Below are 18,244 nucleotides of genomic sequence, written 5' to 3'. Positions count from 1 at the left end.
CGATATTGCCGGCTCCATATAGTCGCCATGACCAGGCTTGTCTATGGTGCTCACGGTACCTTTGCTTGGCGACGAGACCACCCCCGTGAAGGCGCCGCAACTCTTCAAGTATCTCTTGGTCGGTGTTGTCAACGCAAATGACTGGCCTCCTGAAGCCTGAACCATTGCTACCGTTGACGCTCAATGTAATGGTTCCGTCGCCGTCCAAAATGCCGGCAGTCCAGGCGAGTATCCACGTCGGATAGCATGGATACAATCTATCAGATCCAATAGTCCATGGGAGCCTCAAATCACTCGCTGATCAAGGGGTCCATCAATCTCACCGAAGCGCCAAACGGCCCCTAACTTTGGCTGGTCAAGCACAGCCTGCGCCGCTAGCTCAACTGGTCAGAGCAACGCACTCTTAATGCGTGGGTTCAGGGTTCAAGTCCCTGGCGGCGTACTGCTCCGATGGCGCAGTGGTAGCGCGGCGGTCTCATAAGCCGCAGGCTCCGGGTTCGACTCCCGGTCCCGCCCCCGTTCCGGTAGCTCAGTCGGGAGAGCATCGCGTCGACATCGCGAGGGTCGCTGGTTCGAGTCCAGCCCGGAACACTCACATGGCGCCGTGGACGAGTGGCAAGAGTCGCCAGGCTTTCACCCTGGATTTCGCGGGTTCGAATCCCGTCGGCGCTACCTGTCTCCCCGCCCGGGGAGCGACGCCCGGACAGCTCAGTGGTGGCAGCGCCTCGTCCACACCGAGGAGGTCCCTGGTTCGATCCCAGGTCCGGGTACCGGCCGAACGGCCGCGATGGTGACTGTAGCTCAGCCGGAAGAGCGCCGGACTGTGGATCCGGAGGTCGCTGGGTTCGAGTCCCGCCAGTCACCCATGCGGGTGCGCCGACGCTGGAGAGTCGGGCCTGTCTGTAGAACAGGTGCTTCGCGCTGAGGGGGTTCGAGTCCTCCCACCCGCACGTCGGGCCCGATCCTCGGGCACAGCCCGGCCTCGTTTCGTCCCCGGTGGGGCGCCCCGCCTGCAAAGCGGGTGCTGCGGGTTCGACTCCCGACGAGGTCTCGATGCCCTCCACTGTGGATGCCATGGGCGCGGGCGTTGGCTGCTCGGCCGCCACTCATGATGGCGGTGTGCCCGGTTCGACACCGGGGCCCATGACTCGCCGGCCGGCGGTGGTGGTGACGGGGGTACGCCGGCCGGCGCCGAACCACGCCGCGCCCAGCTCAGGAACGAGGCGGGCTCGCGGATCGCGGAGGCCGCCCGGCCCGCCAGCCGCGTACGCCGAGGATGCCGACCGTGCTGCCGATCGCCAGGGACGCCCCGATCAGCAGCGCGTGCACCCAGAGGAAACCGGTCGGGCTGCCCTGCCCGATCTCCCCGGTCGACCAGGCCCGGGCGTCGTTCCAGATCGCGACGGCGAACCGGGGCCAGATCACCCAGGTCCACACGCCGACCAGGATCAGGAAACCGGCCCAGCGCCGCGACAACACCATGGCGGCCCAGTATGCCAGTCACACCATGGCAGCCCGGTATGCCGGTCAGGCAGCGACCCGCCCCGCCCGGCGACATCGCCCGGCACCGGCGGCCGGTCACCCCCTGACCGGCCGCCGGTCCGCAGCGGCTGCGCGACCACGTCCCCCGACCGGCCGTTGCCCCGACCCGTCCCGGCACCCCGTGACCGCGTTCCGCGTCCCCCCGGGTGGCACCGGCCGGCGGCCCCAGCCGGCCGACGCCACCCATCACCCCCCGACCACCGACAGCCGCCGTCAGCCCTGGACCGTCGCCGCGAGCCGGCGGCGTACGCCCAGCAGGACGAGGCCGCCGAAGACCATCCCGAAGCCCACCGTGCCGAGCAGCGCGAACGACTCGCCGGGCAGCAGCCCGCCGACCGACCGGGCCAGGATCCCGAGCACCATGTAGAGCCCGGCCCAGAGCACCGCGCCGACGGCCGCGAAACCCAGGAACCTCCGGTACGACATCCGCAGCCCGCCCGCGGCGAGCGGCAGCAGCGCGTTCAGCACCGGCAGGAAGGGCGCGACCATCACCATCCGGCCCCCGCCACTGCCGAGGATCCGCTCGGCGGCCGACCAGCGCGCCTCCCCGATCCACGCCCCGGTACGGCTGCGCCGCAGCCGGGCACCGAACCGCCGACCGGCGAAGAAGGTCAGCGACCAGCCGCCGAGGCAGCCGCCGATCACCGCCAGGAACGCCCCCAGACTCGCCGGCCGGCCGACCCCCACCGCGGCCAGTACCGCGACGTCGCCCGGTACGAGTACGCCGAGCAGCGGAATCGCGTCCAGCATCATGACACCGCCGAGCACCGCCAGAAAGACTCCCGACGGCAGTTCCCCCACCTGAACCAGCCAGTCCGCCACGTCAGGAACGTTACGGGCGGAACGCCACCTGGACATCCGGGTCGAGCCCTGGTAAGCGGCGTGGGCAACCCTGACTCCGCCTAGGGGTGACTCCGCCGTCCGGCGTAGGCCGGAGGTTTGTACGACTCCCGACTTCCGCCCGCACCGGCGACCCGGGGAGGCTACTGTCGGTGGCGTACGAGGCACGCCACGCACCGGGCGCGCCGCAAAGGAGACACCCATGGCAAGCGGAACCGTCAAGTGGTTCAACTCGGAAAAGGGCTTCGGCTTCATCGAGCAGGACGGCGGGGGGCCGGACGTCTTCGTCCACTACTCCGCGATCGCGACGTCCGGCTACCGCGAGCTCAACGAGGGGCAGAAGGTCGAGTTCGACGTCACCCAGGGCGACAAGGGCCCGCAGGCGGCTAACGTTCAGCCGCGCTGAGCAGTTCGCGACGCACTGACCGGGCCGGCGCGGGGAGTTCCGCGTCGGGCTCCGGCGGTTCGGCGTCGTGCTCCGGTTCGGGCAGGTCGCGGCGCTTGCGCAGCGGGCCGACCAGCAGGATCAGCCCGCTCAGCGCCAGCCCGGTGGTGATCACCCACATCGCCGGGCGGAGCCCGAGTGCCGTACCGAGGGCACCGCCGAGTACGGCACCGAGCGGGATGGTGCCGAGGTTGACCACCTGCATGGTCACGCTGACCCGGCCGAGCAGCCGGTGTGGCACGTACGCCTGGCGGAAGCCGGCCTTGATCACGTTGCCGGCGACCACTCCGGCGCCGATCACCACTCCGGCGAGCACCGGCAGGGCGAGCCGGGCATCGGGTGCGGTCATCGGGATCAGCAGTCCGAAGGGTTCGGCGCCGAGGGCGCAGAGCAGCAGCGCGCGGGCACTGCCAAGTCGCCGGGAGAGCGTGGTGGCGATCGCGGCGCCGATGACCCCGCCGAGGCTCATCACGGCGACCAGGCCGCCGACGGCACCCGGGCCGAGCCCGACCTCGCGGACCAGGAAGACGACCAGGATCGCCTGGTAGCCGATCAGGCCGAGGTTGCTGACCCCACCCCAGACGGTGAGTACCCGCAGGTAGGGATCGCGGGCGGTGAAGCGTACCCCCTCGGCGATCTGCCGGCCGAGACCCGCCGCCGGATCGGCGGCCCGGCGTGGCTCCCTGCTGCGGATCGACAGCAGGCAGGCGGCCGAGCAGAGGAAGCCGAGCACGTCCGCCAGCAGCGCGGTGGCCGCGCCGACCAGGCTGGCCAGCAGGCCGGCGGCGCCCGGACCGGCCACCTGGGCGACCGCCTCGGTGCCCTGGAGCTTCGCGTTCCCCTCGGCCAGGTCGGCCCGGTCGAGCAGGGTGGGCAGGTAGACCTGGTACGCGGTCTTGAAGAAGACGCTCACCGTGCCGCCGGCCAGCGCGACGGCCAGCAGGTGCCCGATGCTGAGTGCCCCGAGCCAGCCGGCGACCGGCACGCTGGCGAAGAGCAGCGCGGCGACCAGGTCGCAGGTCACCATCACCGGCCGGCAGCGCAGCCGGTCCACCAGGGCGCCGGCCGGCAGCCCGACCAGCAGCCAGGGCAGCCACGCGGCGGCGGTCAGCAGCGCCACCTGGAAGGTGCTGGCGTCGAGGGTGGCGATCGCGACCAGCGGCAGCGCCACGCTGGTGACGCTGGCGCCGAAGGTGCTGCCGGCCTGGCCGATCCAGAGCAGCCGGAAGTCCCGATGCCGGAGCAGGCTCATCTCTTCTCCTCGTCTCGCTCGCTCGCCGGCCGGTTCAGGGCTGGGCCGGGATGCCGTAGGCGAAGAAGAAGACCGGCTCGCGGCGCTGCCCGTCCTCGGGCAGCTCGCGGTCGCCCCACCGGGCGAGCAGGGCGAGCAGTTCGGCCTCGAACTCGGCCAGTTCGGCCGGGGTGAACCGCAGCCAGCGGTCGGTGGAGAAGGGCGCCTCACCCCAGGCGGCCCGCTCGTCGGGACCGGTGGCGTGCCAGTCCCGGACCAGCCCGACCTGGCGGTCGAGGTTGAGTGAGACGGCGGCCTGCTGCACCGCCTCCCGGGACGGGTCGTCGGCGAAGTCGGCGCTGGACCAGCGCAGCCCGGCCGAGACCAGCCGCCACCACCGCTCCCGGCGGTCCCGGGCCAGTTCGGGGGCCTCCTGGACCAGGTCGGCGGCGGCGAGCACCTTCAGGTGGTGGCTGACGTTCGCCACCGCCTGCCCGGTGCGCTCGGCCAGCGCGCTGACGGTGGCCGGGCCGTAGACCTTGAGCACGTCCATCAGCCGGCGGCGCAGTGGGTGGGACATCGCGGCCAGCACCCGGGAGTCGGTGACCTGGCGGACCTCTCTCTTCATGTACCCACGCTGACACAGGCAAGAGCAATTGCGCAAGAGCTATTGCACAACTACGGTTGCAGATAGCTGCGCCGGGCGGCTCTGCCCCGCTCGTACGCCACCCGCGCCTCGACCGCGCTCTCCAGCGCCGACACCTCGGCCACCGGCACGTCCCACCAGGCACCGCCGGCCGGCCCCGGCGCCAGCGGATCGGTCTCGACGTGCACCACCGCGGTACGCCCGGACTCCCGCGCCCTGCCCAGCGCCACCCGCAACTCGTCGACACCCCGCGCCCGGAACACCTCGGCACCCAGGCTCGCCGCGTTCGCGGCCAGATCCACCGGCAGCACCGGCCCGGCCAGCCGCCCGGTCTCCGGGTCGCGGTAGCGGTGGGAGGTGCCGAACCGCTGCCCGCCGACCGACTCGGAGAGCGCGCCGATCGAGGCGTACCCGTGGTTCTGCACCAGGACCACGATCAGCTTGACCCCCTCGGCTACCGAGGTCACCAGCTCCTGGGCCATCATCAGGTAGGAGCCGTCCCCCACCAGGACGAAGACCTCCCGGTCCGGCGCGGCCAGCTTCACCCCGAGACCGCCGGCGATCTCGTAGCCCATGCAGGAGTAGCCGTACTCCACGTGGTAGCCGAGCGGGTCGCGTACCCGCCAGAGCCGGTGCAGTTCCCCGGGCAGCGAGCCGGCCGCGCAGACCAGCACGTCCCGGGGGCCGACCACCTCGTCGAGTACCCCCAGCACCTCGGTCTGGGCCGGCAGCGGCGTGTGCCGACGCGCGTAGACCGCCCGGACCGTCGCCGCCCAGCCGGCGGCGAGCCGCTCGGCCCGCCGCCGGTGCCCGGCCGGGGCGGACCAGCCGTGCAGCGCCCCGGTCAGCGCCTCCAGCCCGGCCCGGGCGTCGGCCCGCACCGGCACCGCCGAGAGCTTCGCCGCGTCGAAGGCGGCCACGTTCAGGTTGACGAACCGCACCCCCGGATCGGCGAAGAGCGTCCGGGAGGCGGTGGTGAAGTCGGTGTACCGGGTGCCGACCCCGAGCACCACGTCGGCGTCGGCGGCCAACTCGTTGGCGGCGTGCCCGCCGGTCACCCCGAGCGCGCCGACCGCCAGCGGATGGTCCGACGGCAGCGCACCCTTGCCGGCCTGGGTCACCGCCACCGGCACGCCGGTCACCTCGGCGAACTCGCGCAGCGCGGCGGTCGCCTCGGCGTAGAGCACACCGCCGCCGGCCACCAGCAGCGGGCGGCGGGCCGTCCGCAGCAGCTCCGCCGCCCGGGCCAGCGCCGCCGGCTCCGGCACCGGCCGGGGTACGTGCCAGGTCCGCTCGGCGAAGAGTTCGACCGGCCAGTCGTACGCCTCGGCCTGCACGTCCTGCGGCAGCGCCAGGGTCACCGCCCCGGTCTCGGCCGGATCGGTGAGCACCCGCACCGCACCGAGCAGGGCCCCGGGCAACTGCTCGGGCCGGTGGATCCGGTCGAAGAACCGGGAGACCGGCCGGAAGCAGTCGTTGACCGAGACGTCGGACGCGCGCGGATCCTCCAGCTCCTGGAGCACCGGCGTCGCCACCCGGGTGGCGAAGGCGTCGCCGGGCAGCAGCAGTACCGGCAGCCGGTTGATGGTGGCCAGCGCCGCCCCGGTGACCATGTTGGTGGCACCCGGGCCGATCGAACTGGTGCAGGCCCAGGTGCTCAGCCGGTTGCGCATCCGGGCGTAGCCGACCGCGGCGTGCACCATCGCCTGCTCGTTGCGGGCCGGCAGGTAGCGCAGCCCGGGGGCACCGGCGATCTCGTGCTCGGCGAGTGCCTGACCGAGCCCGGCGACGTTGCCGTGCCCGAAGATGCCGAAACAGCCGGCGAAGAGCCGGTGCCGTACGCCGTCGCGTTCCGTCCACTGCGCGGCGAGGAACCGGAGCAGCGCCTGCCCGACGGTGAGTCTGGTCGTCGTCGTCATCGGAGCCTCCGGTCGGTGGGTGCGCCGCCGGCGGTCAGCGCAGGTCGGCAGGGGGCGGCCGGAGGTCGCGGCCGAACGGGAGCCTCGGGTCCACCGGCTGGCCGGCCCAGGAGGCGCGCACCCAGGCGTGCGCCGGATCGTCGGTGATCAACCAGGCCCGTTCCTCGGCCGGCCCGGCCATCGCGTTCAGGTAGTAGAGCGGGTGGCCCGGTGCGGCGATCGACGGGCCGTGCCAGCCGTACGGGACCAGCACCGTGTCGCCGGAGCGGACCTCGGCCAGTACCTCGATCGGCCGGGCCGCCGTGCCGTAGACCCGCTGGTAGCCGTGGCCGGGGGTACCGGTCGGGCCGGCGCCGACCTCGAAGTAGTAGATTTCCTCCAGCACCGCCTCCGCCCCGGCCCGCTCCTCGTCGTGCTTGTGCGGCGGGTACGACGACCAGTTGCCGTCCGGGGTCAGCACCTCGCAGGCGATCAACCGGTCGGTCCGGAAGGTCTCCGGGGTGGCGAAGTTGTGCACCTGGCGGCTGCACGTGCCGGCGCCGCGCAGTTCGACCCGTACCCCGTCGGCCGGTGCATAGCGGGCCGGGAACCGGCGCCGGGCCCGGGCCGACGGCAGCGCGTACCGGCCGCCGCCGGGGCTGGACAGCTCGGCCCGGGTCCCGGGCGGCAGGTAGCCGAAGTCGGTGGTCCCGGCGAAGACGCCGGAGCGGCCGACCAGCTCCATCGTCCGGTCCACATCGGACGCGTCGGCGCAGCGCAGCACCGCCGAGCCGGCCAGCGGCAGCACGATCACCTCGTCCGGCCCGGTGTCGAAGCCGATCCGCCCGCCCGGCGGCAGCGCGACCACCCGCAGCCCGGTGTGGGCCCAGCCGGCCCGCTCCGGGTCCAGCGACACCGACCACGGGCCGGCGGCGGCGCTCCCGGCCGGCCAGTGCCGGCGACCCGACGCGGGACCGGACATCAGGATCCCGTCCCGTGCACCAGCGCGGCGGCCCGGTCGACCGCGCCGGCCACGTCGTCGTCGGGCGGGAAGAGCAGGCTCCGGCCGACCACCAGGCCGCGTACGCCGGGCAGGGCCAGCGCCTCGGCCCAGGCCGCGAAGGTCCGCGCCGGGTCGTCGGCCGGATCCCCGCCGAGCAGCAGCGTCGGCAGCGTCGTCGCGGTCATCACCCGGGCCATCCCGGTGACCACCGGCAGCTTCAGCCAGGTGTACGCCGAGGTCGGGGCGAGGCCGGAGGCGATCGCCACCGACCGGACGACCGCCTCGACGTCGAGGTCGTTGCGCAGCCGCCCACCCGTCCGGCTGGCCAGGAAGGGCTCGACCAGCGCCATCAGCCGGTAGCGGGCCAACTCCCCCACCGCCCGGCCGCAGGCCGCCAACGTCCCGGCGGTGGCCGGATCGGCCAGGTCCACCCGGCAGAGCATCTTGCCGCCGTCGAAACCCATCTCGGCGATCGTCGGCGCGTCGTAGGCGGTGAACCGGTCGTCGGCCTCGAAGACCGCGCCGTGCAGCCCGCCCCGGTTCATCGAACCGACCACCACCCTGTCGTCCAGGCAGTCGAGCAGCAGCAGGTCCTCCAGGATGTCCGGGGTGCCGAGCACGCCGTCGACGCCGGGCCGGGCCAGGGCGGTGCAGAGCCGGTCGAGCAGCCGGTAGCGGTCGGCCATCACCCCGGTCGCCTGCCCGACCCCGAGCACGCCCCGGGCCGGGTGGTCGGCGGCGATCAACAGCAGCCGGCCGGTCTCGCCCAGCAGGGGGCGACGTCGCCGCCGGGCCGCCGCCGCCCGGATCGCCTCCGGCTGGCGGGCACGGACCTCCCGGAGTTGGTCGTACCGGTCGGACATCTCTCCACCTTCCCCGCCGAAGTCGACCTTTGTCAATACATAGTGACAACCTCACCTCAGCACGATGCCGTACGATGACGGTCGTGGTCCTCGCCGGTGAGCGCGGTGCGAAGGTCTCCCTGGACGGTGTCGTCATCGACCGGGACAGCCCGATGCCGCTCTATTTCCAGATCGCCCAGCAACTGGAGCAGGCGATCACCGCCGGCACGCTGCCACCGGGCGGCCGGCTCGACAACGAGATCGAACTCGCCGACCAGCTCGCGGTCAGCCGGCCGACGCTGCGCAAGGCGATCGAGACCCTGGTCCGGCAGGGGCTGCTGGTCCGCCGACGCGGCCTCGGCACGGTGGTGATGGCCCGGCCGGTGCGCCGGCCACTCGCCCTGACCAGCCTCTTCGACGACCTCGCCAGCGCCGGCCGCCGCCCCTCGACCGAGGTGCTCCGGCTCGACCGGGTGCCGGCCGGCCCCGACGAGGCGGCGGCGCTCGACGTGCCCGAGGGCGCCGAGGTGATCGCCGTGGAACGGCTCCGCTCGGCCGACGGCCAACCGCTCGCGGTGATGCGCAACTACCTGCCGCCGGCACTGGTCAGCGTGGATCGGGCCGGGCTCGGCGAGCACGGCCTCTACCAGTTGCTCCGCCGCCAGGGCGTGACACTGCAACTGGCCAACCAGCAGGTGTCGGCCCGGCCCGCGCTGGCCGGCGAGGCCCGGCTGCTCGGGGTTGCCCGGGGCAGCACGGTGCTGACCATCCGGCGCACCACCTACGACTCCGCCGGCCGCGCCGTCGAGTACGGCGCGCACGCCTATCTGGCGGCCCGCTATTCGGTGGAGATGACCCTGGTCACCCGCTGACCCGACCCGCCCCGGCCGGTTGACGGAGATCGACGGGCGGCAGGTTCGGCTGACAGCGGAAGCGCTCGCAACCTCGGCGACGCGGATCTAGCGTGACGGTATGGAGAAGCTCGCCCTGGTCGTCGGTGCCACCGGGCAGGTCGGTCGGGCCGCGGTCCGGGCCCTGGTCGCCGACGGCTGGCACGTCCGGGCCGCCGCCCGGGGCCTGCGGGCCGGTGCGCCCTGGCCCCTGGACTGGAACGTCGAACTGGTCCCACTGGACCGCGAGGACGACGCCGGGCTGGCCGCCGCGGTCGGTGACGGCTGCGACGTGCTGGTCGACACCGTCGCGTACGACGCCCGGCACGCCCGCCAACTGCTCCGGCTCGCCGACCGGATCGGCTCGGCCGTCGTCGTCTCCACCGCCGGGGTCTACCTGGACGACGCGGGCCGGGGGTTCGGCACCGAGGGAGTCCGGTTCCCAGTGCCGATCGCCGAGACCCAGCCGACCGTCGCACCCCTGGACCCGGACGCGACGGCGAGCGCGCAGACCTACGCGGCCGGGAAGGCGGCGATGGAGCGCGAACTGCTCGCCGCCGGAGCGGTCCTGCCGACCACCCTGCTGCGGGCCGGTGCGATCCACGGGCCGCACACCGTGCACCCGCGCGAGTGGCATTTCGTCAAGCGCGCCCTGGACAACCGGCCGGTACGGGTGCTGGCGTACGCCGGGGAGAGCCGCTTCCACCCGATCTGCACCGCCAACCTCGCCGAGCTGATCCGGCTCTCCGCCGCCGAGCCCGGAGCCCGGGTGCTCAACGCCGGTGACCCGGAGCCGCCGACCGTACGTGAGATCGGTGCCGCCGTGCACGCGGTGCTGGGCCACGACGCGGAGGACGTGCTGATCGAGGGTCCGTCGCCGGCACCACCGGTCGGTGAGACGCCGTGGTCGACGCCGTACCCGGTGGTGCTGGACATGAGTGTGGCGGAACGTCAGCTCGGCTACCGGCCGGTGACCAGCTACCTCGACTCGCTGCCGGCGACCGTGCGGTGGCTGGTGGACGCGGCGCACGGCCGGGACTGGCGGACCGTCTTCCCGGATCTCGCGCAGAACTACCGGACCGACTACTTCGACTACCTCGCCGAGGACGCCTGGCTGCGCCGCCGCACGCCCGGCTGACCGGACGCCGGGCCACCCGGCCGAGGGCGCGACCCGGCTGGCGGGGCCGTGACCGGCACCACCCTGCCGAGGGCGCGACCCGGCTGGCGGGGCCGCGACGGCGCGGCGGGACGCTCAGGGCGCGGCGAGTTTGGCGGCCAGCTCCGCGATCCGGTCGCCGAACGCCGCGCGCAGCGCGGTCGCCGCGTCGTCGAGGTCTTTCGAGCCGAGCCCACTGAGCACGCCGTCGATGATCTCCTGCTCGTTGACCCAGTCCTTGCCGAGCATGGTCATCTGGTTCGCCTTGACCTCGGTCAGCATCCCCTCGATGTTGTAGAAGTGCTGCCGGATGTCGGTACGGCCGCTGCCGTCCGGCTTCTGCGCACCCTGCCAGAGGATGTAGTTGACGTCCTTGGCGTACTTGAGCAGCTGTTCCTGCTCCTGATCGGACAGTGCGGGCATGATGTTCTCCCCTCCGGACGATGCCGCCGCGACGTCGCGCCGGAACTGGTTCATGTTGAAGCTCGGGTCCGTCTTGACGCTCGGGTGTCCGTAGCCGGCCGGCTGGTGCTCCTTGTGGCCGGCGATCCCCCAACCGGTACGGTCCCGCAGCGCCCGGACACCCCGCACATAGGACTCGTACTGCCGCTCGGTCCACGGCTCGCCGAGGGCGTGCTGCGCCTCGATCCCGACCAGGCCGGAGTTGCCGACCCCCTTGAACGGCCCGGCCCAACCGACCCGGACGTGGTTGCACCGGCCGGAGGCGATCACGTGCCAGTGCCCGGTGCGGGAGAGGTAGAGCTGAGCGATCGGTGGCGGCGCCGTCGCGGAGCCGTTGAGCAGGACGTGTATCTCACCGGCGTCGGTGGAGCGGAGCGAGCCGCGGGTCTCGTGGCACATGATCCCGTGTGGATCGAAGGACGTGGACCCTCGACTTCGCCAGCCGCCGACCTCGTGCACGGTGAGACCGGCGGACCGGAGCACGTCGGCTAGCCAGAGCAGTCGCATCGGTCGTTCCTCCTGACTCGGAGGCAGGTGTTCACTACTGACCGTATCCGCGACATCGACCGGAGTCCAGTCGTCCAAGCTGCCAATATGACCAAAAGCAGTGGTCAACCCATCCGAGGTCGGGTGGGGACGGTCAGCCGGCCCGCGAACTCAGAAGGCCAGGCATTCACACTCCGTCATCAGTGCCCGGACGTTGCGGACGTACTGCGGATTGGGGATCTTCAACCCGTCGTCGGTCACCACCGCCCCCGGACCGAAGTTGTACGCCGAGATCACCGCGTTCAGCAGGCAGGAGTCGAGTGCGGTGGTGCAGTCGTCGGCGGAGACCCCGTAGTCGCTCTCGAAGAAGGCGTCACCGATGTACTTGATCAGCCAGGCGAGGTAGTTCGCGCCGAGCGTGGCGTTGTCCCGGTAGGCGTCGATGTCGTACGACTGGTCGAAGCGCTGGTTGACGAAGGCGGCGGTGTCCGGCATGACCTGCATCAGCCCCACCCCGCCGTCGCAGGCGATGATGTTCGACTGCCAGCCGCTCTCCTGCCAGGCGGTCGCCTTGACCAGATCCACCGGCACCCGGATGCCCGGCGCCGAGTTCGGCCAGTAGGTCCGGCCGGCCGCCTCGGTCAGCGCCTGCTTGACCTGGGCCCGGCTGGCCTGGCTGCCCTCGTAGCGCGGCTTGGTGCAGCCGGTCTCCGGCTTCGGCGGCGGCGGGGGCAGCTTCGTCTCGGTCGGCGGCTTCGGGACCTTGCGCGGCCCCGGCTTCTTGCTGGCGGTGCGGCGCGGGGTCGCCGACGGGGTCGGCCGGGCGCCGAGCCCCACCACAGCGGGCGGCTCCGGGTCGGTCGTCGACTCGCCGGCCGCGCTCGGCTCCGCGGCGGCGGTCGGGTCGGTCTGCGCCGCGACCGTGGTGGTGCCGCCGTCGCCGCCCTGCTCGCCGTTGGCGCAGCCGACCACGGTGCCCAGCGCCAGGACCAGCGCCCCCGACACCAGGCCGGTGCTGCGTAGCCACTGCGTCATGCGAGTCCCCCGAATCTCCCGGCGCACCATAACAGGCACACCGGCGGCTCAGGGGGCCTCGACCGTCCGGCCGGCCTGGGCGGCTCCGGCGGCCGGCGTACCGCCCCGTTCCGTCGGCGACCGGGCCGCACTCCCGGCCGCCAGTGCCTCGTCCACCGAGGGCAGAGCCTCGCCGGCCGAGGGCCGGGCCTCGGCCGGCGAGGGCAGGGTCTCGTCCGCCGAGGGCTCGGGCCGGTTGGCGGTCGACGGCCCGGTCGAGGTCCGGCCGGCGCGTACCAGCCGGTCCCGGGTCGCCCAGGCGACCATGAAGACCGCCGTCCAGAGCACCCCGAGCAGCATCGAGGTGACGGTCTCGCTCGCCGAACTCCAGCCGACGTAGAGCCGGGCGGCGCCGACCGTCACCACCCCGACCGCCGCCACCGTCCAGGCCGCCACCGCCATCGGCCAGCGGCTCTGCCGGGCCAGCAACCAGGCCAGCGTGCAGAGGCTGGCCGCGACCACCGCGTTCTGGGCCGGCAGCAGCCGTACCGGCGCCCCGCTGGTCGGCCCGGTGACGTCGGTCACCAGGACCAGCACCAGCAGCGGTACGAAGGCGCCGACCGTACCGAGCACGCTGAGCAGGTCGGCCCGCCACGGCCGGGTACGCCAGCCGACCACCGCGGCGACCAGCGCCACCACCAGAATCAGCACCGGCCCGCGCAGCGCGCCGATCGCCCCGTGCGCCAGCTCGGCCACCCCGTCGGTACGCCGGGACGCGAACCACTCCGCGATCGCGCTGTCGACCACCGACAGCCCGCTCTGGGTGATCACCAAATCGAGCAGCCAGGCCAGGGCGAGCCCGGAGACGAAGAGCAGCGCCAGCCCGGCGACCAGGTTCGCCAGCAGCGTCCAGCCCGGCCCGATGTGCATCGACAGCAGGAAGAAGAGCACCCCGTACCGCCGGGCGAGCCAGCGCAGCGGCGGCCGGGCGACGGCCCGGGACAGCAGCGACCGCACCGGATCGGGATTCCGGCCGAGCCAGCGGCCGACCAGGACGATCGCCACGATGAAGACGATCAGCAGCAGTACGGCCCCGGTCGCCTTGCCGAGATAGTGGGAGACCGTCTCGTAGGACTCCCCGGCCAGATAGCCGGCCAGCACCGAGCCGCCGACCCAGGTCACCACCCCGGCGAGGTTCCACGGCGCGAACCGCCGGTACGGCATCCCGGCGCTGCCGGCCAGCCGGGGCACCAGGGTCCGGGCGAACGCCACCCAGCGGGCCGCGAACACCCCGCGCCCGCCCAGCCGGACCAGCATCGCGTCGGCCTTCGCCCAGCGCCGCTCGCCGACCCGGCTCCCCCACCGGCCGGCCCGCATCCGGGGTCCGTGCCGCCGGCCGCTGCGGAACGCCAGCGCGTCGCCGAGCACCGCTGCGACAATCATCACCACCAGCGCGGGCCCGAGTCGCAGCATCCCGGTGTAGGCGAGGAAGCCGACCGCCAGCAGGGTCGCCTCGGCCGGCATCACCAGCCCGATGATCACCGCCGTCTCGGTGGCCACCAGCAGCGCTGCGGCCAGATAGACAAGCACCGGCGGCAACTCCCGCACCACCGTCAACACATCCTGCACGGCGACCCCCCGAACACCCCGGCCAGCATGCCAGCCGCGTGGTGTGATGGCACAGCGATTCCCGCCGAGAGCGGGGTTACCTCAGGGGGAACCCGGACGCCGGCCCGGATCGCGCAGGCGGGAGGATGGAGAGCATGCAGACCCGCGGGGACCTTCGTAATGTCGCAATCATCGCCCACGTCGACCACGGCAAGACCACCCTGGTCGACGCCATGCTGCGGCAGTCCGGCGCGTTCTCGGCCCGGGCCGAGCCGGCCGACCGGGTGATGGACTCCATGGACCTGGAGCGGGAGAAGGGCATCACCATCCTGGCCAAGAACACCGCCGTGCGCTATCTGCCGGCGGACGGTTCGGACCCGGTCACCATCAACATCATCGACACTCCCGGGCACGCCGACTTCGGCGGCGAGGTGGAACGCGGGCTGACCATGGTCGACGGCGTGCTGCTGCTGGTGGACGCCAGCGAGGGCCCGCTGCCGCAGACCCGGTTCGTGCTCCGCAAGGCGCTCCAGGCCCGGATGCCGATCATCCTCGTGATCAACAAGGTGGACCGGCCGGACGCCCGGATCAAGGAGGTGGTCGACGACACGTACGAACTCTTCCTGGACCTGGACGCGGACGCCGAGCAGATCGACTTCCCGATCATCTACGCCTGCGCCCGGGACGGCATCGCCTCGCTGACCCAGCCCGCCGACGGCACCGTGCCGAGCGACAGCAGCTCGCTGGAGCCGCTCTTCCGCAGCCTGCTGGAGACCATCCCGCCGCCCGCCTACGACGAGAACGCGCCGTTGCAGGCGCACGTCACCAACCTGGACGCCTCGCCGTTCCTCGGCCGGCTGGCGCTGTGCCGGGTCCGCCAGGGCACCATCACCAAGGGTGAGACCGTGGCCTGGTGCCGCACCAACGGCACCGTGGAGCGGGTCCGGGTCTCCGAACTGCTGATCACCGAGGGGCTGGAGCGCAAGTCGGCCACCTCGGCCGGGCCGGGCGACATCATCGCGGTCGCCGGCATCCCCGAGATCATGATCGGCGAGACCCTGGCCGACCTGGAGGACCCCCGGCCGCTGCCACTGATCACCGTCGACGAGCCGGCGATCTCGATGACCATCGGCACCAACACCTCGCCGCTGGTCGGCCGGGTCAAGGGCGCCAAGGTCACCGCCCGGATGGTCAAGGACCGGCTGGACCGGGAACTGATCGGCAACGTCTCGCTCCGGGTGATCCCCACCGACCGGCCGGACGCCTGGGAGGTGCAGGGCCGCGGCGAGCTGGCGCTGGCCATCCTGGTCGAGCAGATGCGCCGCGAGTCGTACGAGCTGACCGTCGGCAAGCCGCAGGTGGTGACCCGGGAGATCGACGGCAAGATCTGCGAGCCGGTCGAGCGGCTCACCATCGACGCCCCGGAGGAATACCTCGGCGCCATCACCCAGCTGCTGGCCACCCGGAAGGGCCGGATGGAGCAGCTCGTCAACCACGGCACCGGCTGGATCCGGATGGAGTGGCTGGTACCGGCCCGGGGGCTGATCGGCTTCCGCACCGAGTTCCTCACCGACACCCGGGGCACCGGCATCCTGCACCACGTCTTCGAGTCGTACGAGCCGTGGTTCGGCGAGCTGCGCACCAGGAACACCGGCTCGCTGGTCGCCGACCGCTCCGGGGTGGCGACCGCGTTCGCGATGCTCAACCTCCAGGAGCGCGGCACCCTTTTCGTCGAGCCCTCCACCGAGGTCTACGAGGGGATGCTGGTCGGCGAGAACTCCCGCTCCGACGACATGGACGTCAACATCACCAAGGAGAAGAAGCTCACCAACATGCGCTCCTCGACCAGCGAGGAGACCGAGAAGCTGATCCCGCCGCGCAAGCTCTCCCTGGAGCAGGCCCTGGAGTTCTGCCGCGAGGACGAGTGCGTCGAGGTGACCCCGGTGGCGATCCGGCTCCGCAAGGTGGTGCTGGACGCCCCGTCCCGGGCCCGCGCCGCCGCCCGGCGCAAGCACGCAAACTGAGTCCGGTCGTACCTCACTCCGATGCCCTGGGACACGCTCGACGGTGAGCTGGCGGCGCTGCCCGGCACCGTCTCGGTCTACGCGGGGCGGCTCGGCCGCCGGCCCGCGTACACCCGGCTGCCGGACACCCCGCACTACGCGGCCAGCACCATGAAGGTGGCGGTGCTGGCCGCCCTGTACCGGGCCGCCGAGGCCGGCGAGGTGGAGTTGGACGCGCCGGTGCCGGTGGTCAACGAGTTCGACTCGGCCCGGCCGGGCGCGGGCCGGTTCTGCTGCGCGCCGGACTACGACAACGACGAGGCGGTCTGGGCCCGGGTCGGCGGCACCGCCCCGCTGCGCTGGCTCGCCGAACGGATGATCGTCCGCTCCAGCAACCTCGCCACCAACCTGGTGCTCGGGCACGTCGGGCTGCCCGCCGTCGCGCAGGTCTGGGCCGACAGCGGCGCCCGGCACAGCCACACCCGGCGGGGCATCGAGGACTTCGCCGCCCGGGACGCCGGGCTCGACAACCAGGTCACCGCGGCCGACCTGGCCCGGCTGCTCGGCGGGATCGCCCGGTCCCGGCTGGCCTCCCCCGGCGCCTGCGCCGCGATGCTGGACGTGCTGCTCGCCCAGGAGCGCGGTGAGGACCTGGCCGCCGGGCTGCCGCCGGGCACCCGGATCGCACACAAGAACGGCTGGGTACGCGGCGTCCGGCACGGCGCCGGAGTGGTCTTCCCGGACGACGCGCCCCCGTACGCCCTGGTGGTCTGCACCAGCGCCCCGCCGGACGGTGCCGGCGGCCCGCCCGGCGAGGACCGGGACGCGCGGGCCCGACGTCTCGTCGCCCGGGTCTCCGCCCTGGTCTGGGCCGCCCGACACCGGCTGGGGACCGTCGGCTGAGCCGACCCTCGATATGGTGCCTGCATGTCGATCGCCTCGGTACGCACCCACCGGCTCTCCGCTCCGCTGCACACGCCGTTCGTGACCGCACTGCGTCGTACCTCCACAGTAGAGACCCTCGTGGTGGAGGTGGTCGACGCCGACGGGCGGTCCGGGTTCGGCGAGGCACCGCAGGTGTGGCGGGTGACCGGGGCGTCGATCGGCGGTGCGCGGGCGTGTGTCGAGGAGGTGCTCGCCCCACTGCTCACCCGACGGAACCCGGACGACCTGGTGGCGCTCTGCGCGGAGGTGCGCCGGGCGGTGGTCGGCAACGAGGCGGCGAAGGCGGCGGTGGACGTCGCACTGCACGACCTGGCGGCCCGGCGGCTCGGCGTACCGCTGGTACGGCTGCTCGGCGGTACGTCCCGGCGGGTCGGCACCGACGTCACCCTGTCGGCCGGGGACGCGGTCGAGTTGGCCGGGGCGGCGAAGCAGCGGGTGGCCGACGGTTTCGACGTACTCAAGGTGAAGGTCGGCACCGACGCGTCGGGTGACCTGGCCCGGGTCCGGGCGGTACGCGCCGCCGCCGGCCCGCAGACCCGGATCCGGCTCGACGCCAACCAGGGCTGGACGCCCCGGGAGGCGGTCCGGGTGATCCGCAGTGTCGAGGACGCCGGCCTGGACGTGGAGTTGGTGGAGCAGCCGGTGCACGCCCGGGACGTCGCCGGGTTGGCCTGGGTGGCCGAGCGGGTGGACGTGCCGATCCTGGCCGACGAGTCGGTCTACGGGCTGCGCGACCTGGTCGAGGTGATCCAGCGGCGGGCCGCCGACATGGTGAACGTGAAGCTGGCCAAGTGTGGCGGGCTGGGGCCGGCCCGCGCGCTGCTGGAGTTGGCCGCCGAGCACGGCCTCGGCACGCTGGTCGGCTCGATGATGGAGAGTCAGATCGGGATCGGCGCGGCCGCCAGCCTGGTCGCCGCGTACGGCACCAGCGCCGTCTCCGACCTGGACGCCGCCTGGTGGCTGGCCTGGTCGCCGGTGCAGGGCGGCATCCGGTACGAGAATGCCGCCGTGCTGCTGCCCGACGCTCCCGGCCTCGGCATCGCCGGCCTGCACCGAACGCCCCCGCCGACGTCCTGACCCGGGCAGACCGTCCGCCACCCGCCAGAGCCCGCCACCCGTCAGAGCCCGCCACCCGTCAGAATCCGCCGCCCGTCACATCGACGGCCGTCACCTGCCGCCCGTGAAGGCAACATTCAGTGGCTTGTTGCAGTACGGCGGTAAGTTTCATATGGT

15 protein-coding genes, 7 tRNA genes and 1 pseudogene are annotated in these 18,244 nt (G+C 72.9%); 13 read left to right on the top strand and 10 right to left on the bottom strand.

Features of this window, described 5'->3' with window-relative positions; all coding sequences use genetic code 11:
- The first annotated feature begins 368 nt into the window (after positions 1–368).
- From C6W10_RS36270 to C6W10_RS37710, 7 genes are all read left to right on the top strand, one after another.
- A tRNA-Lys gene (locus C6W10_RS36270) sits at positions 369–442 on the top strand.
- Between the two features lie 76 nt (positions 443–518).
- Positions 519–591: transfer RNA gene (locus C6W10_RS36265), tRNA-Val, on the top strand.
- 7 nt (positions 592–598) lie between these two features.
- Positions 599–672: transfer RNA gene (locus C6W10_RS36260), tRNA-Glu, on the top strand.
- A gap of 25 nt (positions 673–697) precedes the next feature.
- Positions 698–770: transfer RNA gene (locus C6W10_RS36255), tRNA-Val, on the top strand.
- 20 nt (positions 771–790) lie between these two features.
- Positions 791–864, top strand: a tRNA-His gene (locus C6W10_RS36250).
- Positions 865–867: 3 nt separating this feature from the next.
- Positions 868–950 (top strand) — tRNA-Tyr (locus C6W10_RS37715).
- A gap of 28 nt (positions 951–978) precedes the next feature.
- A tRNA-Cys gene (locus tag C6W10_RS37710) sits at positions 979–1,051 on the top strand.
- Positions 1,052–1,212: 161 nt separating this feature from the next.
- On the opposite strand, the gene C6W10_RS36245 is transcribed toward C6W10_RS37710, so the two are convergent.
- Both C6W10_RS36245 and C6W10_RS36240 read right to left on the bottom strand, forming a co-directional pair.
- A complete protein-coding gene (locus C6W10_RS36245; protein WP_107263471.1) occupies positions 1,213–1,482 on the bottom strand; it encodes an SCO4848 family membrane protein in 270 nt (89 codons plus the stop codon).
- Between the two features lie 273 nt (positions 1,483–1,755).
- Positions 1,756–2,364 carry a DedA family protein gene (locus C6W10_RS36240; RefSeq protein ID WP_107263470.1) on the bottom strand — a complete coding sequence of 203 codons (609 nt, stop codon included), beginning with the start codon at positions 2,362–2,364 and terminating at the stop codon, positions 1,756–1,758.
- A 220-nt stretch (positions 2,365–2,584) separates the two neighbouring features.
- Between C6W10_RS36240 and C6W10_RS36235 the strand changes: the two genes are divergently transcribed.
- The gene (locus C6W10_RS36235) at positions 2,585–2,788 is read left to right on the top strand and encodes a cold-shock protein (RefSeq protein ID WP_101367032.1); all 204 of its coding nucleotides are present in this window, start codon (positions 2,585–2,587) and stop codon (positions 2,786–2,788) included.
- Here the strand turns inward: C6W10_RS36235 and C6W10_RS36230 are convergent.
- The 5 genes from C6W10_RS36230 to C6W10_RS36210 are packed head-to-tail and all read right to left on the bottom strand — an operon-like array spanning position 2,769 to position 8,468.
- Positions 2,769–4,079, bottom strand: coding sequence for an MFS transporter (locus tag C6W10_RS36230; RefSeq protein ID WP_107263469.1), 1,311 nt, complete (start codon positions 4,077–4,079; stop codon positions 2,769–2,771). The genes C6W10_RS36235 and C6W10_RS36230 overlap by 20 nt on opposite strands.
- 34 nt (positions 4,080–4,113) lie before the next feature.
- Positions 4,114–4,686 (bottom strand): helix-turn-helix transcriptional regulator, encoded by a 573-nt coding sequence (locus C6W10_RS36225; RefSeq protein WP_107263468.1) that lies wholly within the window; start codon positions 4,684–4,686, stop codon positions 4,114–4,116.
- Positions 4,687–4,736: 50 nt separating this feature from the next.
- A complete protein-coding gene (iolD, locus tag C6W10_RS36220; RefSeq protein ID WP_107263467.1) occupies positions 4,737–6,623 on the bottom strand; it encodes a 3D-(3,5/4)-trihydroxycyclohexane-1,2-dione acylhydrolase (decyclizing) in 1,887 nt (628 codons plus the stop codon).
- Positions 6,624–6,657: 34 nt separating this feature from the next.
- Positions 6,658–7,584, bottom strand: coding sequence for a 5-deoxy-glucuronate isomerase (gene iolB / locus C6W10_RS36215; RefSeq protein WP_107263466.1), 927 nt, complete (start codon positions 7,582–7,584; stop codon positions 6,658–6,660).
- On the bottom strand, positions 7,584–8,468 hold the full coding sequence (locus tag C6W10_RS36210) for a deoxyribose-phosphate aldolase (protein ID WP_107263465.1): 885 nt from the start codon (positions 8,466–8,468) through the stop codon (positions 7,584–7,586). Before C6W10_RS36210 ends, iolB begins: the two co-directional genes overlap by 1 nt.
- A 74-nt stretch (positions 8,469–8,542) precedes the next feature.
- On the opposite strand from C6W10_RS36210, the gene C6W10_RS36205 reads away from it, so the two are divergent.
- Positions 8,543–9,319 carry a GntR family transcriptional regulator gene (locus C6W10_RS36205; RefSeq protein WP_199853069.1) on the top strand — a complete coding sequence of 259 codons (777 nt, stop codon included), beginning with the start codon at positions 8,543–8,545 and terminating at the stop codon, positions 9,317–9,319.
- 100 nt (positions 9,320–9,419) lie between these two features.
- The gene (locus C6W10_RS36200; RefSeq protein ID WP_199853813.1) at positions 9,420–10,475 is read left to right on the top strand and encodes an NAD(P)-dependent oxidoreductase; all 1,056 of its coding nucleotides are present in this window, start codon (positions 9,420–9,422) and stop codon (positions 10,473–10,475) included.
- Between the two features lie 114 nt (positions 10,476–10,589).
- Here C6W10_RS36200 and C6W10_RS36195 read toward each other — a convergent pair whose 3' ends face one another.
- From C6W10_RS36195 to C6W10_RS36185, 3 genes and pseudogenes are all read right to left on the bottom strand, one after another.
- Entirely contained in the window at positions 10,590–11,462 is an 873-nt protein-coding gene (locus C6W10_RS36195; RefSeq protein WP_107263464.1) for an N-acetylmuramoyl-L-alanine amidase, read from the bottom strand.
- Positions 11,463–11,612: 150 nt separating this feature from the next.
- The gene (locus C6W10_RS36190; RefSeq protein ID WP_107263463.1) at positions 11,613–12,476 is read right to left on the bottom strand and encodes a lytic transglycosylase domain-containing protein; all 864 of its coding nucleotides are present in this window, start codon (positions 12,474–12,476) and stop codon (positions 11,613–11,615) included.
- A gap of 216 nt (positions 12,477–12,692) precedes the next feature.
- A pseudogene (locus C6W10_RS36185) lies at positions 12,693–14,084 on the bottom strand (DedA family protein); the annotation flags it as partial.
- A gap of 134 nt (positions 14,085–14,218) precedes the next feature.
- Between C6W10_RS36185 and typA the strand changes: the two are divergent.
- The 3 genes from typA to C6W10_RS36170 are packed head-to-tail and all read left to right on the top strand — an operon-like array spanning position 14,219 to position 18,088.
- The gene (gene typA, locus C6W10_RS36180) at positions 14,219–16,087 is read left to right on the top strand and encodes a translational GTPase TypA (protein ID WP_107264569.1); all 1,869 of its coding nucleotides are present in this window, start codon (positions 14,219–14,221) and stop codon (positions 16,085–16,087) included.
- 21 nt (positions 16,088–16,108) lie between these two features.
- The gene (locus C6W10_RS36175; RefSeq protein WP_107263461.1) at positions 16,109–16,969 is read left to right on the top strand and encodes a serine hydrolase; all 861 of its coding nucleotides are present in this window, start codon (positions 16,109–16,111) and stop codon (positions 16,967–16,969) included.
- Positions 16,970–16,993: 24 nt separating this feature from the next.
- Positions 16,994–18,088, top strand: coding sequence for a mandelate racemase/muconate lactonizing enzyme family protein (locus tag C6W10_RS36170; RefSeq protein WP_107263460.1), 1,095 nt, complete (start codon positions 16,994–16,996; stop codon positions 18,086–18,088).
- Positions 18,089–18,244: the final 156 nt, after the last annotated feature.

Origin of the sequence: Plantactinospora sp. BB1 (genome assembly GCF_003030385.1) — a bacterium.
Classification (GTDB): Bacteria; Actinomycetota; Actinomycetes; order Mycobacteriales; family Micromonosporaceae; genus Plantactinospora.
Note: the sequence above shows the minus strand (reverse complement) of the source record. Positions and strands in the feature narration are given on the sequence as shown.